The 15,183-nt window shown below is 35.0% G+C and carries 15 protein-coding genes; all 15 read left to right on the top strand.

Annotation, left to right across the window (positions count from 1 at the left end; all coding sequences use genetic code 11):
• The first annotated feature begins 38 nt into the window (after window positions 1-38).
• Entirely contained in the window at window positions 39-2,114 is a 2,076-nt protein-coding gene (gene topA, locus V7014_RS10055) for a type I DNA topoisomerase (protein WP_335506673.1), read from the top strand.
• A gap of 221 nt (window positions 2,115-2,335) precedes the next feature.
• Complete coding sequence (gene trmFO / locus V7014_RS10050; protein ID WP_335506672.1) at window positions 2,336-3,649, top strand: FADH(2)-oxidizing methylenetetrahydrofolate--tRNA-(uracil(54)-C(5))-methyltransferase TrmFO; 1,314 nt, start codon at window positions 2,336-2,338, stop codon at window positions 3,647-3,649.
• Window positions 3,650-3,705: 56 nt separating this feature from the next.
• Window positions 3,706-4,602 carry a tyrosine recombinase XerC gene (gene xerC, locus V7014_RS10045; RefSeq protein WP_335506670.1) on the top strand — a complete coding sequence of 299 codons (897 nt, stop codon included), beginning with the start codon at window positions 3,706-3,708 and terminating at the stop codon, window positions 4,600-4,602.
• Window positions 4,603-4,626: 24 nt separating this feature from the next.
• Window positions 4,627-5,169 carry an ATP-dependent protease subunit HslV gene (gene hslV / locus V7014_RS10040; RefSeq protein ID WP_335506668.1) on the top strand — a complete coding sequence of 181 codons (543 nt, stop codon included), beginning with the start codon at window positions 4,627-4,629 and terminating at the stop codon, window positions 5,167-5,169.
• A gap of 18 nt (window positions 5,170-5,187) precedes the next feature.
• Complete coding sequence (hslU, locus tag V7014_RS10035) at window positions 5,188-6,597, top strand: HslU--HslV peptidase ATPase subunit (protein WP_335506666.1); 1,410 nt, start codon at window positions 5,188-5,190, stop codon at window positions 6,595-6,597.
• Between the two features lie 105 nt (window positions 6,598-6,702).
• The gene (gene codY, locus V7014_RS10030; RefSeq protein WP_335506664.1) at window positions 6,703-7,482 is read left to right on the top strand and encodes a GTP-sensing pleiotropic transcriptional regulator CodY; all 780 of its coding nucleotides are present in this window, start codon (window positions 6,703-6,705) and stop codon (window positions 7,480-7,482) included.
• 625 nt (window positions 7,483-8,107) lie between these two features.
• The gene (flgB, locus tag V7014_RS10025) at window positions 8,108-8,503 is read left to right on the top strand and encodes a flagellar basal body rod protein FlgB (protein WP_335506662.1); all 396 of its coding nucleotides are present in this window, start codon (window positions 8,108-8,110) and stop codon (window positions 8,501-8,503) included.
• Window positions 8,504-8,505: 2 nt separating this feature from the next.
• Complete coding sequence (gene flgC, locus V7014_RS10020) at window positions 8,506-8,958, top strand: flagellar basal body rod protein FlgC (RefSeq protein ID WP_335506660.1); 453 nt, start codon at window positions 8,506-8,508, stop codon at window positions 8,956-8,958.
• Between the two features lie 15 nt (window positions 8,959-8,973).
• Complete coding sequence (gene fliE / locus V7014_RS10015; protein WP_335506659.1) at window positions 8,974-9,276, top strand: flagellar hook-basal body complex protein FliE; 303 nt, start codon at window positions 8,974-8,976, stop codon at window positions 9,274-9,276.
• Between the two features lie 82 nt (window positions 9,277-9,358).
• Window positions 9,359-10,954: a flagellar basal-body MS-ring/collar protein FliF gene (fliF, locus tag V7014_RS10010; RefSeq protein ID WP_335506656.1), complete on the top strand. Its 1,596-nt coding sequence runs from the start codon at window positions 9,359-9,361 to the stop codon at window positions 10,952-10,954.
• A 12-nt stretch (window positions 10,955-10,966) separates the two neighbouring features.
• A complete protein-coding gene (gene fliG / locus V7014_RS10005; protein ID WP_335506654.1) occupies window positions 10,967-11,986 on the top strand; it encodes a flagellar motor switch protein FliG in 1,020 nt (339 codons plus the stop codon).
• Window positions 11,979-12,752 (top strand): flagellar assembly protein FliH, encoded by a 774-nt coding sequence (fliH, locus tag V7014_RS10000; protein WP_335506652.1) that lies wholly within the window; start codon window positions 11,979-11,981, stop codon window positions 12,750-12,752. Before fliG ends, fliH begins: the two co-directional genes overlap by 8 nt.
• 4 nt (window positions 12,753-12,756) lie before the next feature.
• Entirely contained in the window at window positions 12,757-14,073 is a 1,317-nt protein-coding gene (gene fliI, locus V7014_RS09995) for a flagellar protein export ATPase FliI (RefSeq protein ID WP_335506650.1), read from the top strand.
• 7 nt (window positions 14,074-14,080) lie between these two features.
• Entirely contained in the window at window positions 14,081-14,524 is a 444-nt protein-coding gene (gene fliJ / locus V7014_RS09990) for a flagellar export protein FliJ (protein WP_335506680.1), read from the top strand.
• A gap of 8 nt (window positions 14,525-14,532) precedes the next feature.
• Entirely contained in the window at window positions 14,533-15,174 is a 642-nt protein-coding gene (locus tag V7014_RS09985) for a MotE family protein (protein WP_335506648.1), read from the top strand.
• Window positions 15,175-15,183 lie beyond the last annotated feature (9 nt).

The following is a 15,183-nucleotide window of genomic DNA, read 5'->3' as shown; positions in this document are numbered from 1 at the left end:
TAGTGAAGATTTAAATAACCTCTTAAGGAGGATTTTGCATGTCAGATTATCTTGTCATTGTAGAGTCACCAGCCAAGGCGAAAACGATTGAAAAGTACCTTGGCAAAAAATATAAAGTTAAAGCGTCAATGGGTCATGTAAGAGATTTACCAAAGAGCCAAATGGGCGTTGATATAGAACACAATTATGAACCGAAATATATTACGATTCGTGGAAAAGGACCTGTTTTAAAGGAATTGAAGACTGCTGCGAAAAAAGCTAAAAAAATCTATCTCGCGGCCGATCCTGATCGAGAGGGAGAAGCAATTGCTTGGCATTTAGCTAATTCTTTAGATTTGGATACGACTTCTGATTGTCGCGTAGTTTTTAACGAAATTACAAAAGACGCGATTAAAGAATCGTTTAAGCATCCAAGACCGGTAAATATGGATTTAGTAGATGCTCAACAAGCTCGTCGTGTTTTGGACCGTCTTGTAGGTTATAATATCAGCCCGTTACTTTGGAAAAAGGTTAAGAAAGGGTTAAGTGCTGGACGAGTACAGTCTGTTGCTGTTCGATTAATTATTGAACGTGAGAAAGAAATTGCAAAATTTGTTCCTGAAGAATATTGGACTATTGGAACCGAGTTTGTTAAAGGAAATGAAACATTCGATGGCTCTTTTTTCAGTGTTAATGGAGAGAAAGTATCTCTTAGCTCTGAGGAAGATGTGAAAAATATTCTTTCTACTCTTAAAGGGAATGAGTTTAAAGTAACTGGAGTAACTAAAAAAGAAAGAAAAAGAAATGCTGCACTCCCGTTTACAACATCTTCTTTACAACAAGAAGCTGCTCGAAAACTAAATTTCCGAGCGAAGAAGACAATGATGCTTGCACAGCAATTATATGAGGGAATCGATTTAGGTAAAGAGGGAACAGTTGGATTAATTACATATATGCGTACAGATTCAACTAGAATTTCTGATATTGCTCTAAGTGAATGTTCCGAGTATGTTGAATCTCATTATGGAAAAGAATATGTTCTTTCTGAAAAGAGAAAAGAAAAGAAGCAAGGTAAAACACAGGATGCTCACGAAGCGATTCGTCCAACTAGCACAATTAAAGATCCTGCATCTGTTAAAGAGTTTTTATCAAGAGATCAATTTAGATTATATAAATTGATTTGGGAACGATTTGTATCAAGTCAAATGGCTCCTGCAATTTTAGATACGATGAGTGTGAATCTAGAAAACAATAAAGTACTATTTAGAGCTAATGGCTCAAAGGTGAAATTCGCTGGTTTCATGAAAGTATATGTTGAAGGAACAGATGACCATGTAGAAGAAAAAGACAAAATTCTACCTGATCTTGCAGAAGGTGATATTGTATTTTCAAAAGATGTTGAGCCAAGTCAACACTTTACACAGCCACCGCCACGCTATACTGAAGCTAGATTAGTAAAAACACTTGAAGAGTTAGGTATAGGAAGACCTTCTACATTTGCACCAACTTTAGATACCATTCAAAAACGCGGCTACGTTACATTAGATAATAAGCGTTTTGTACCTACAGAGTTAGGTGAAATTGTATTTGAGTTAATAATGGAATTCTTCCCAGATATTATCGATGTAGAATTCACAGCAAAGATGGAGGGAGAGTTCGATAATATTGAAGAGGGAGAAATTCCATGGCGTCAAGTTATTGATGATTTTTATGGTGATTTTGAAGTCCATTTAAGAAAAGCGGAAGAAGAAATGGAGAAGGTAGAAATCAAAGACGAACCTGCAGGAGAAGATTGTGAAGAATGTGGAGCCCCGATGGTTTTCAAAATGGGTCGCTATGGGAAATTTATGGCATGTAGTAATTTTCCAGATTGTCGCAATACTAAAGCAATCGTTAAAGAAATTGGAGTAACTTGTCCAAAATGTGAAAAAGGCTCTATTATAGAAAGAAAAAGTAAAAAGAAACGTATATTTTATGGATGCAATCTATATCCTGAATGTGATTTTATTTCTTGGGACAAACCAATAGCTCGTAAATGTCCTAAATGTAATAAACTACTTGTTGAGAAGAAACTCAAGAAAGGCATACAAGTACAATGTGCTGAATGCGATTATAAGGAGGGTCAACAAAAGTAGGTGGAAAATCACCTACTTTTTTCCTGTCTCAAAATCCAAATTTTTGTGAAATGTCTATGGACAAATAGCGAACAATAAGGATATAATTGCATCTTGTTAGGGCTTTTTCTTGATAGAAATAGATTTGTGAAAAAACTTAGCCATGCTGAGTTTTTTTAGTAATATTATTTGCGAAGAATATAATGATCATCAAATATATTTCTTCATTTGGAGGTTTTAATATGACAAACATAACTGTAAACGTAATTGGTGCTGGTCTTGCAGGTAGCGAAGCAGCTTGGCAACTTGCCAATAGAGGAGTAAAAGTAAAGCTGTTTGAAATGAGACCTGTAAAGATGACACCTGCTCATCATACAAGTCAATTTGCAGAATTAGTCTGCAGTAATTCATTGAGAGCAAACACTCTTACAAATGCTGTCGGTGTACTTAAAGAAGAAATGAGACACTTAAATTCGCTTGTAATATCGGCGGCGGATGAGAGCTCGGTTCCAGCGGGCGGTGCACTAGCGGTTGACCGTCATGAATTTGCTGGGAGAATAACAGAGGCCTTAAAAAATCATGAAAATGTTACAGTTGTGAATGAGGAAGTTACTAAGATTCCAGAAGGCCTTACAATTATCGCTACAGGTCCATTAACTTCACCTGAATTATCTGCTCAAATTAAAGAATTAACTGGAGAAGAACATCTTTATTTCTATGATGCTGCTGCTCCTATAATTGAGAAGGATAGCATTGATTTTGACAAAGTATATGTGAAATCAAGATATGATAAAGGTGAAGCGGCATATGTAAACTGTCCAATGAATGAAGAAGAATTCAACAAATTCTATGAAGCCCTTATTTCAGCTGAAACAGTGCCTTTGAAAGAGTTTGAAAAAGAAATTTTCTTTGAAGGCTGCATGCCGATTGAAGTTATGGCTTCAAGAGGGAAGAAAACAATGTTGTTTGGTCCTTTGAAACCGGTTGGGTTAGAAGATCCAAAGACAGGTAAAAGACCGTATGCAGTTATTCAACTACGGCAGGATGATGCTGCAGGTACTTTGTACAATCTTGTAGGATTTCAAACACATCTGAAATGGGGAGCTCAAAAAGAAGTATTACGATTAATTCCAGGTCTTGAGAATGCTGAAATAGTCCGATATGGAGTAATGCATCGTAATACATTCATCAATTCACCAAACGTTTTAAAAGCAACATATCAATTGAAATCACGTCCAGGTCTTTTCTTCGCTGGTCAAATGACTGGTGTGGAAGGATATGTTGAATCAGCCGCTTCTGGATTAATTGCTGGTGTGAATGCAGCGAGACTTGTTATTGGACAAGAACCAATCGAATTCCCTGCAGAAACAGCAATCGGTAGCATGGCAAAATACATTACAACTACAAATGCAAAAAACTTTCAACCTATGAATGCTAACTTTGGATTGTTCCCTGAACTTCCAGAAAAAATCAGAGGAAAGAAAGAACGTAATGAAATGCATGCGAAACGAGCACTATTAACTATTCAGAACTTTGTGACAAATGAGCAATATTAATTGCAAGGGCTACTAAATTGTGTTACTATTTAGTAGCTCTTGTGAGGTGTAAATATATGCAAAACAGAGATCAAATAGTTTTAAATTTCTTACAGTACTTACAATTGGAAAAAAATTATTCTGATTATACCGTTGAATTCTACCATAAGGATATCAACGAATTTTTCATGTTCATAAGTGAACAAAGTATAGAAGACTTACATACAGTATCGTATTTTGATGCACGCCTTTATTTAACGAGGTTATATGAAAAGAATTTAGCAAAGAAGTCAATTGCCCGTAAAACATCTTGTTTACGAAGTTTTTATAAATGGTTAATGCGAGAACAATATGTTCACGATAACCCCTTTGCACTTGTATCATTACCTAAGAAAGAACAAAGGCTTCCTCAATTCTTATATGAAGAAGAGATGAACTCTTTGTTTAAATCGGTAAAAACAGATACATCACTAGGAAAAAGAGACTTAGCTTTAGTAGAGCTTCTTTATGCAACGGGTATTCGAGTAAGTGAATGTTGCGGTTTGCAATTAAAGGATGTTGATTTTTCTCTAGGAACGATTCTCGTTCACGGCAAAGGAAAAAAAGATCGTTATGTACCTTTTGGGAAATATGCGAGTCATGCTCTGCATACTTATATTAGTAATGCAAGAAATGATTTAGTCAAAGGTGTTAAACATGATTGTGTATTTGTGAACTACCGTGGTGAACCTTTATCTGTGAGAGGGGTAAGGTATATTTTAAATCGAATGTTTAATAATGCTTGTAATGAAGGAAGTTTGCATCCTCATATGTTACGTCATAGCTTTGCGACGCATCTGTTGAATAATGGTGCCGATATGAGATCGGTTCAAGAATTACTAGGACATTCTAATATATCTTCTACACAAATATATACCCACGTTACAAAAGAGCAACTTCGCAAAGTTTATCAATCTTCACATCCACGAGCGTAAGCTTATTACGAAAGGAGAAGTATTATGGGAAACTTCCATGCGACAACAATTTTTGCTGTACATCATAATGGAAAGTGTGCAATGTCTGGTGATGGGCAAGTAACATTAGGAAATTCAATTGTAATGAAACATACTGCGAGAAAGGTAAGGAAGCTATTCAGAGGGAAAGTATTGGCTGGTTTCGCAGGGTCAGTAGCGGATGCCTTTACGTTATATGAAATGTTTGAAGGTAAGCTAGAGGAGTACAATGGCAACCTCCAAAGAGCAGCAGTAGAGCTCGCTAAGCAATGGCGAGGCGATAAGATGCTAAGACAGTTAGAAGCCATGTTAATTGTTATGGATAAAGAGAATTTATTGCTTGTATCTGGTACTGGTGAGGTTATTGAACCTGATGACGGTATTCTAGCGATTGGTTCTGGGGGAAGTTATGCATTAAGTGCAGGTAGAGCATTGAAAAGGTATTCAGGCGATAATCTTTCAGCACGTGAAATAGCTGAAGCTGCACTTGATATTGCCGGTGAGATATGTGTATTTACAAACTCAAATATTATAATTGAAGAATTATAAGTCGAGGAGGATACAAGAATGAAAACAAATCGTGCAAATTTAACCCCAAGACAAATTGTAGAAAAATTAGATCAATATATAGTTGGACAAAATGATGCTAAACGTGCAGTCGCAATTGCATTACGAAATAGATATCGCAGAAGCTTATTAAAAGATCAGTTACGTGATGAAGTTGTTCCGAAAAACATATTAATGATTGGACCAACTGGTGTAGGTAAAACAGAAATTGCTCGTCGTATAGCAAAGCTTGTTAATGCTCCATTTGTTAAGGTAGAAGCTACGAAATTTACAGAAGTAGGATACGTGGGCCGCGACGTAGAATCAATGGTTAGAGATTTGGCAGAGTCAGCTATCCGAATTGTAAAAGAAGAAAAAATTCTAAGTGTTAAAGAATTAGCAGAATCCAATGCAAATAAACGACTTGTAGAGTTATTAGTGCCTTCTGAGAAAAAAACATCTCAAATGAAAAACCCTTTCGAAATGTTTTTTGGGGGTAATAATACTGAAGAACAATCAGAGGCAAAGTCTTCTGAAGAAACAAATGTGAAAGAGAAGAGAGCAGCAGTCCAAGCAAAATTGGCAGCTGGTGAATTAGAAAACGAATATGTAACTATCGAAGTAGAAGAACAACCACCTTCTATGTTTGATATGTTACAAGGTTCGGGTATGGAACAAATGGGCATGAATATGCAAGATGCTTTAAGCAATTTAATGCCAAAGAGAAGAAAGAAAAGAAAATTAACAGTGGCTGAAGCTAGATCGGTATTAACGAACGAAGAAGCTTCCAAACTGATTGATATGGATGAAGTAACACAAGAAGCTGTTGAAAGAGCGGAGCAGTCAGGAATTATTTTTATCGATGAAATTGATAAAATTGCAAGTAAATCTTCAGGGGGCTCATCTGCTGATGTTTCAAGAGAAGGTGTACAACGAGATATTCTTCCAGTAGTTGAAGGTTCAACGGTTGTAACGAAGTACGGAGCTGTAAAAACAGATCATGTATTGTTCATTGCGGCTGGTGCATTTCACATGGCAAAGCCGTCTGACCTTATTCCAGAACTACAAGGTAGATTTCCTATTCGTGTAGAACTAAAGAAATTAACAGTAGAGGATTTCCAACGTATTCTTCACGAACCGGATAATGCACTATTGAAACAATATGTAGCTCTTTTAGAAACAGAAGGTATACAAATAGAATTTTCTGACGATGCTATTCGTAGGATTGCAGAAGTAGCGTATGACGTGAATCAAAATACAGATAATATTGGAGCCAGAAGATTGCATACTATATTGGAGAAGCTTCTTGAAGATTTATCATTTGAAGCGCCGGATATAACAATGGACAAAATCGTTATAACACCGCAATATGTAGAGGATAAACTGGGGACAATATCTAAAAATAAAGATTTAAGTCAATTCATTTTGTAATTTATATGTATCTAAGTTCACAATACGTTATTTTCAAGTGATGGAGTAAACTTTCAACAAATCGACATAAAACTAAATATAGCACCCATTAGGAGGAACACAAAAATGAATTTACTTGAAAAAACTAGAAAAATTAATGTAATGCTACAAAGAGCGGCTGGTAAACCAGTTAACTTTAAAGAAATGGCTGAAAGCTTAAGTGAAGTAATTGATTCGAATGTTTATGTAGTAAGTAGAAGAGGTAAATTATTAGGAGTTTCAATCAGTCAACAAATTGAAAATGAGCGTATGAAGAAAATGTTTGAAGATCGTCGTTTCCCAGAGGATTATACAAACAGCTTGTTCAACCTTCAAGAAACTTCATCTAACCTTGATGTAAACAGCGAATACACTGCGTTTCCTGTAGAAAACAAAGATTTATTCATGAGTGGTTTAACAACAGTTGTACCAATTATCGGTGGAGGAGAAAGATTAGGAACATTAATTCTTGCTCGTCTACACGATAAATTCAATGATGATGATTTAATTCTTGCGGAATATGGTGCTACTGTAGTAGGAATGGAAATCCTACGCGAAAAAGCTGAAGAAATCGAAGGAGAAGCTCGTAGTAAAGCAGTAGTACAAATGGCTATTAGCTCTTTATCATACAGTGAATTAGAAGCAATTGAACATATTTTTGAAGAGTTAAATGGTAACGAAGGTTTATTAGTAGCTTCAAAAATTGCTGACCGTGTAGGAATTACACGATCTGTTATCGTAAACGCATTACGTAAGTTAGAAAGTGCTGGTGTAATTGAATCCCGTTCTTTAGGTATGAAAGGAACATACATTAAAGTATTAAATGATAAGTTTTTAGTTGAATTAGAAAAATTAAAAAATCATTGAAAATAAAACCCTACCATCATATGGTAGGGTTTTTCATTTTTTGTTAAATACATAAGCAAAAATCCTTATACTCGAATATTAAGGAAACGTAAATTTTGCATAAAAACATTAAAGGAATATTAAAATCGAAAAAAAATTATCGGAAATATTACTAAAAAACGTGACCTTACTCCTATTGTATTTTCATACGAAAGCTTTGTTTTTTTAGCTAATTAGGAGAAAAATGAGAATTTTGTCGAAAAAATAGTTACTAATACTAGAAATACAACTTAAGTCAGATATTTTTAACATAATCATAGTGTTTTTAAAGAAAAATGCACTTTTGTAAATCTATATAAAATAGGTATATAGTAGGCGTTATTTTTTTAAAAAATTCATTATTATGTATATAACGACAAAATGGTACAATTATGAAATGGTAAAAAATGATGAACTTTATGATTATTATAAAAATACTAATTTTAAAGAAGCTATAATTAATTATTCCTGATTTTTGAATAATTTTTTTAGTAAATATAGGAAATCCTACATAGTCATTAACGTGGGCATTATTTACAATTGGTGAATGAGATTGGAATATAGTACATAACTACTTATTTTATAGATGTAATAGAGGTGTAGAAAAATGTCGATAATATCGGGAACAATTCTTACGTTAGAGCAAGCGATGAACTATGCTGCAACTAAGCAAAAAGTCATCTCTGACAATATTGCAAATAGTGATACTCCTAACTATAAAGCCAAAAGTGTTAGTTTTAGCAAGATGTTGGAAGATGAAATGCAAGGTTCATTGGTAGCGAATAGAACAGATCGTAGACATATCAACTTTACGAATAGCAATGATTCAGCTTCAGGGGTATATGTGAATCAAAATGTTGCATACAATCATAACGGTAATAGTGTTGATGTTGATAAAGAAATGAGTGACTTAGCTACGAATGCGATTTATTTCAATGCTCTAACAGACCGAATAATAGGTAAGTTTCAGTCGTTAGAAAATGTAATAAAGGGAGGTAAATAAGCATGACGATGTTCCATAGTATGAATACAACAGCATCGGCTCTAACGGCACAAAGACTTAGAATGGATGTAATAGCATCTAATATGGCTAATGTCGATACTACTAGAGGTAAGTATGTAAATGGTGAATGGGTACCATATCAAAGAAAAATGGTTGTATTACAACCAAAAGACGCTGGATTTTCTAGCTTCTTAAATAAAGCGATGGGTAGTAATTCCTCTGCTGGTCAAGGTGTTCAAGTTTCAAAAATAATCAATGATGAAACGCCTGCTAAAATGGTCTATGATCCAAATCACCCTGATGCAAACAATGAAGGGTATGTAGCGATGCCAAATGTAGATCCTTTAAGAGAGACAGTAGATTATATGAGTGCTACACGGTCTTATGAAGCAAATGTCACTGTATTTAATGCGGCTAAGAACATGATGATGAAAGCACTTGAAATCGGAAAATAGATTGGAGAATGAATTATGAACGTATTTGGCATAAATTCTAGTAGTATTTCACCTATTGATCAATCAACTAGAAATACGGTTACGCCTGGGGAGGCACAAAAGCAATTTACGACATTACTGAAAGAATCAATTGATAAGGTAAATAATGCTCAAATTGAATCAGATGTTTTAACAGAGAAGATGGCAAGAGGAGAACAAGTAGACTTACATAACGTATTAATCACTTCAAAGAAAGCTGGTATTATGCTTTCTACTACTTTAGAGGTAAGAAACAAAGCAATTGAGGCATATCAAGAAATTATGAGAATGCAAGTATAACATTCATCCCTTCCTTATTAGAGTTATGTTTGACAAGTTTTAACGGAGCATAGAGAGAAAACAAAGTAGTTGGGGGATCAAGATGAATGAAAAAGTAATGAATTTTAAAAATAAGATTGCAGCCATTTGGGGAGGACGAACAAAAAAGCAAAAAGCTATCTTTATTGGAACGGTAGTGACTGTAATTGCATTTGTAGTTGGTGCAACTTGGTATTTATCTAGACCAACAATGGTGCCGTTGTATTCAAATTTATCTCCTTCTGAAACAGGGACAATAAAAGAAAACCTTGACGCAAGAGGTGTACCGTATGAAATTACAGATGCTGGAAAAAGCATATCCGTCCCTCAAGAGCAAGTAGATACATTAAAAGTTGACTTAGCGGCAGAAGGGATACCTGAATCAGGAGGAATTGATTATTCGTTTTTTGGTCAAAATGCCGGAATAGGTATGACTGATAATGAATTCAACGTATTGAATCTTGAGGCAATGCAAACGGAATTAGCGAATTTAATCAAGGGTATTGAAGGAGTTAATGATGCTAAAGTAATGATTTCGCTACCTGAGAAGGGTGTATTTGTGACTGATGCGAATGAACAAGCATCTGCATCGATCGTTTTAGATACAAAGCCTGGTTACAAGTTTGAAGATGAGCAAATAAAAGCATTGTATCATTTAGTCTCTAAGAGTGTTCCTAATCTTCCAACAGAGAACATTGTGATTATGAATCAGGATTTCGAGTATTATGACTTGAAAGAAAACAGCAAGATGACTAATGCTGGTGAGATTGCAAATCAACTAGATATTAAGAAAGAAATCGAACGTGATATACAACGACAAGTTCAAAACATGCTTGGTACGATTATGGGAAGAGATAAAGTAGTTGTGTCCGTAACAGCAGATGTTGACTTTGCTAAAGAAAAATCAGAACACAATTTAGTAGAGCCAGTTGATCCAGATAATATGGAAGGTATAGCAGTAAGTGCACAACGTCTCACAGAAACATACACTGGTACTGGTGCACCTGGTGGAGTTCCACAGGGTGGAGAACCAGCAGATACATTAGCGCCAGGATATCAAGAAGGTACGAATGGTAATGGGGATTATGAGAAGACGGAAGAAACGATTAATAATGAAGTAAACAGAGTTCGAAAAGAAATCGTTGAAAGTCCTTATAAAGTAAGAGATCTTGGAATTCAAGTTATGGTAGAACCACCAGTAGCAGATGATCCAAATTCCTTACCTCAAGAAAGTTTGGATGATATTACACAAATCTTAGGTACGATTGTTCGTACAACAGTTGATAAAGATGCGAACCCAGAAGGTTTAACAGATGAGGAGTTAGAAGATAAAATTGCTGTTTCTGTACAAGAATTTAACGGGAAAGTGAATTTTGATACTGAAGAGAAGAGTGTTATACCAATTTGGGTATACATTGTGGGTGGAATTTTAGTAGTAGCATTAATAATTGCTATTGTTCTATATATACGTGCTCGTAAACGTAGAAATGAAGAGGAAGAAGAGTTTTTATTTGATGAAGAGGAAGAAGAGGAGATACCTGATGTCAATGAAGAACTGATGACTGAAGGAGCTCAGAAACGAAAACAACTTGAGAAATTGGCTAAAGAAAAACCAGAAGAGTTTGCAAAATTACTGCGAACTTGGTTAACACAAGACTAGGGGGAAATGCAGTTGTCAAAGAAAGATAAAAAAGGAGGATTAACGGGTAAACAAAAAGCTGCCATCTTGCTTATTTCCTTAGGTCCTGATGTGTCAGCATCCGTTTATAAACATCTTTCTGAAGAAGAAATCGAAAGGTTGACGTTAGAAATTTCAAGCGTTAGAAAAGTTGATTCAACTGAAAAGGAAAATGTCTTAGATGAATTTCATAATATAGCGTTAGCTCAAGATTATATTACACAAGGTGGAATTGGCTATGCTAAACAAGTGCTAGAAAAAGCACTTGGAAGTGAACAAGCAGCAGCCATTATTAATAGGTTAACTTCATCGTTACAAGTTAGACCATTTGACTTTGCTAGAAAGGCTGAGCCGGCTCAGATTTTGAATTTTATACAAAATGAACATCCCCAAACGATTGCACTAATATTATCTTATTTAGATCCTTCGCAAGCGGGACAAATATTATCGGAATTACCACAAGAAGTTCAGGCTGATATAGCGAGACGTATCGCAATTATGGATAGTACATCGCCAGAAATAATTAATGAAGTTGAACAAATACTTGAAAGGAAACTATCGGCTACTGTAACACAAGATTATACTCAAACGGGTGGCGTAGAAGCAGTTGTTGATGTTTTAAATGGAGTAGATCGTACAACGGAGAGAACGATTCTAGATGCTTTAGAAATCCAAGATCCAGAATTGGCTGAAGAGATTAAGAAGAGAATGTTTGTATTTGAAGATATCGTTACATTGGATGGTAGAGCCATTCAACGTGTTATCCGTGATTCGGAGAACGATGATCTTAAGTTGGCGTTGAAAGTTGCAAGTGAGGAAGTTAAGTCTGTCCTATTTAAAAACATGTCCAAACGTATGGTTGAAACATTTACTGAAGAAATGGAGTATATGGGACCAGTGCGTCTAAGAGATGTAGAAGAAGCTCAATCCCGCATAGTAGCAGTTATCAGAAGGTTGGAAGAGTCTGGTGAAATCGTAGTGGCTCGTGGCGGAGGAGATGATATTATTGTCTAGAATTATTAAATCTCCTTGGACAAATAACGAATCTACAGAACGGAAAATAATAGAGATTAAATCTTTGCCAAATTTTGATTTGTCACCCCATGAGCAAGAAGAAGAAAACATCGTTTTTAATCAAAGAGAAATTGATGAAATCTTCAACAAGGCGAATGGTGAAGCAGAAGCGATTATACAAGCAGCAAATCAGCAAGGAGAAGCAATAAGGGCTGAAATTGAAGCAGAAAAGCAACATTGGCAAGAAGTTGATCGCCGACAGCTCGAAGAAGACGCAAGAAGAATTGGATATGAAGATGGTTGTTCTATGGGTAGACAACAAGGTTATGAAGAAATGCATGAACAAATAGAACATGCAAAAAATATAGTTGAATTATCCAAGAACGATTATAAAAACTATCTACAATCTTCTGAGAAAACAATTTTGGAATTGTCTGTTCAAATTGCTGAAAAAATTATCGATACTGAATTAAAAACTAGCAAAGATGTAATACTATCCATTGTTAAAAAAGTAATTAAAGAAGCAAGAGAGTATCGTGAAGTAAGACTAATGATTCATCCAAATAATTATGAAAATATATTATTGCAAAAAGAAGAGTTGCAAGGGATTTTTCCTAAAGAAACCGATTTTTATATTTTTCCAGATGATGAGATTGATGAGACAAGCTGTATCATTGAATCTTCTAATGGAAGAATAGATGCAAGTATAGATAGTCAGCTTAATGAAGTAAAACAAAAATTATTGGAAATTTTGGAAGGGGAATAATATTTTGAAAGCTGAAGAATTATTACCTTTCATTTCCGATCTGGATACGTATAAAAAATATGGCCGAGTAAAACGTGTAGTAGGATTAATGATCGAGTCCCAAGGACCTGAAAGTTCAATTGGTGATGTTTGCTATATTCATGTTGGAGCGAAAAGTCAAAAAAAAATAATTCGTGCTGAAGTAGTTGGGTTTAAAGAAGAAAACATCATTTTAATGCCTTATACAGAGGTTAATGAAATTGCTCCAGGATGTCTTGTTGAAGCAACTATGCGACCGCTAGAAATAAAAATTGGTTCAGCTATGATAGGCAGTGTAATAGATCCATTAGGATTACCTTTAGATGGATCGAGTTTGCCTACAGGTTTAGCAACTGTTGGTACAGAAGCAATACCACCAAATCCAATGGAACGACCACCGATAAATGAAAGCATCGAGGTTGGAGTACGATTAATTGACAGTCTACTTACTGTTGGTAAAGGGCAACGTGTTGGGATATTTGCTGGAAGTGGTGTAGGAAAAAGTACGCTTCTAGGTATGATTGCCCGTAATACAACGGCGGATATTAATGTAATAGGCTTAATTGGTGAGCGAGGTAGAGAAGTAAGAGAGTTTATTGAACGCGATTTAGGACCTGAAGGTTTATCTCGTTCCATAGTAGTAGTCGCTACATCTGATTCCCCAGCCTTAATGAGAATAAAAGGAGCTTATACAGCAACTGCTATAGCAGAGTACTTTAGAGATAAAGGTTTAAATGTCATGTTGATGATGGATTCAGTTACTCGTGTAGCGATGGCGCAAAGGGAAATAGGCTTAGCAGTAGGAGAACCACCTACTACAAAAGGTTATACTCCTTCCGTATTTGCGATATTACCAAAATTGTTAGAGAGAACTGGAACTAATCAATTAGGGACAATTACGGCCTTTTACACGGTTTTAGTAGATGGGGATGATATGAACGAACCTATAGCTGATACAGTCCGTGGGATATTAGATGGTCATTTCGTCTTAGATCGCTCATTAGCTAATAAAGGTCAGTATCCTGCTGTTAACGTTTTAAAAAGTATCTCAAGGCTGATGAATCACATTGTTGATGAGGAACATGTTAAAAGTGCAGAAAAGCTAAGGGAAATGCTCGCAAAATACATAGAGAATGAAGATTTAATTAACATTGGAGCATACAAAAAAGGTTCATCAAAAGAAATTGATGAGGCAATTCTTAAGTATCCTGAAATCATTTCGTTTTTAAAGCAAGGTGTAGACGAAGCGGTTAGTAAGCAAGATAGTGTACATCGTCTAATTAGTTTGATTGGAAGTGTTTAATTAAATGATGAATTATCAGTATAAATTTGACAAAATACTGACCATACGCGAGAAAGAAAAAAATGATGCATTTTCAAAATATAGTGAAGCTAAAAAGAAATTCGAAGAGGTAGCAGAAAAGCTTTATAAACTTTTAAAGAAAAAGGAAGAATTGCAAGATTTCCAACAGATTAAATTACGAGAAGGATTATCGGTTTTAGAGGTACGGCATAACCAAATTTTTATGGATAATTTAGAAAAAATGATTAACCAGTATCAACAAGAAGTAATTGTAGCACGTAAACGAATGAATGCTCAGCAAGTGATTTTAATAGAGAAGAACATCGAAGTGAAAAAGTATGAAAAAATCAAAGAAAAAGATTACGAGAATTTCTTAGCAATTAATAGAATTCAAGAAAACAATCAGATGGATGATGTTTCTATTCAAACATTTTTGAGCAAAGAAAATTAGGTGATTGTATGGCGAAAAAAAAAGTAGAAGTGAATGAATCTAAAAAAGAAGAAAAACCATACAATAAATTTCAATGGTTTTTGTTCGCTATCGTTATTCCTGTCTTTTTTGCAATCTTTATATTGTTAATTGTACTATCCGTTGCTGGAATAAATGTCTTTAAATGGTCAGAAGATATAGGCAGTAAAATCCCTTTAGTTTCGAATCTAGTAAATGATGAAAAAGGGAACTCAGAAAAGGATATTCAAAAACAAATTGTAAATCTTGAAGGCGACATAAAAGATCGTGATGCAGAAATTGAGAAATTAGAAAGCATCATAGATGGAAAAGATTCTGAAATAAAGAAAGCAGATATAGAAAAGCAAAGATTAGAGGAAGAAATAAAAAAATTAAAAGAAAATAAACCTACTCAAAGTAAAAGCGAAGATAACCGAGCAATTAAAGACATTATTCGTACTTATGAATCAATGTCGCCTAAAAAAGCTGCTCCAATTATAACAGCATTACCAACGGAAGAAGCTATGAAAATACTGTCCAATATGAAAGCTGAAACATTGGCGAAAATATTAGAACAAATGGCTCCTGTTGATGCGGCTAAATTCACAAAACAATTGACAATCGAAAGTGAAAAAGACAATCAAGCGCAATAATCCAGTCAA

Source organism: Bacillus sp. JJ722, assembly GCF_036963345.1.
GTDB lineage: Bacteria > Bacillota > Bacilli > Bacillales > DSM-1321 > Bacillus_AD.
This window is presented reverse-complemented; position numbering and strand designations above follow the sequence as displayed.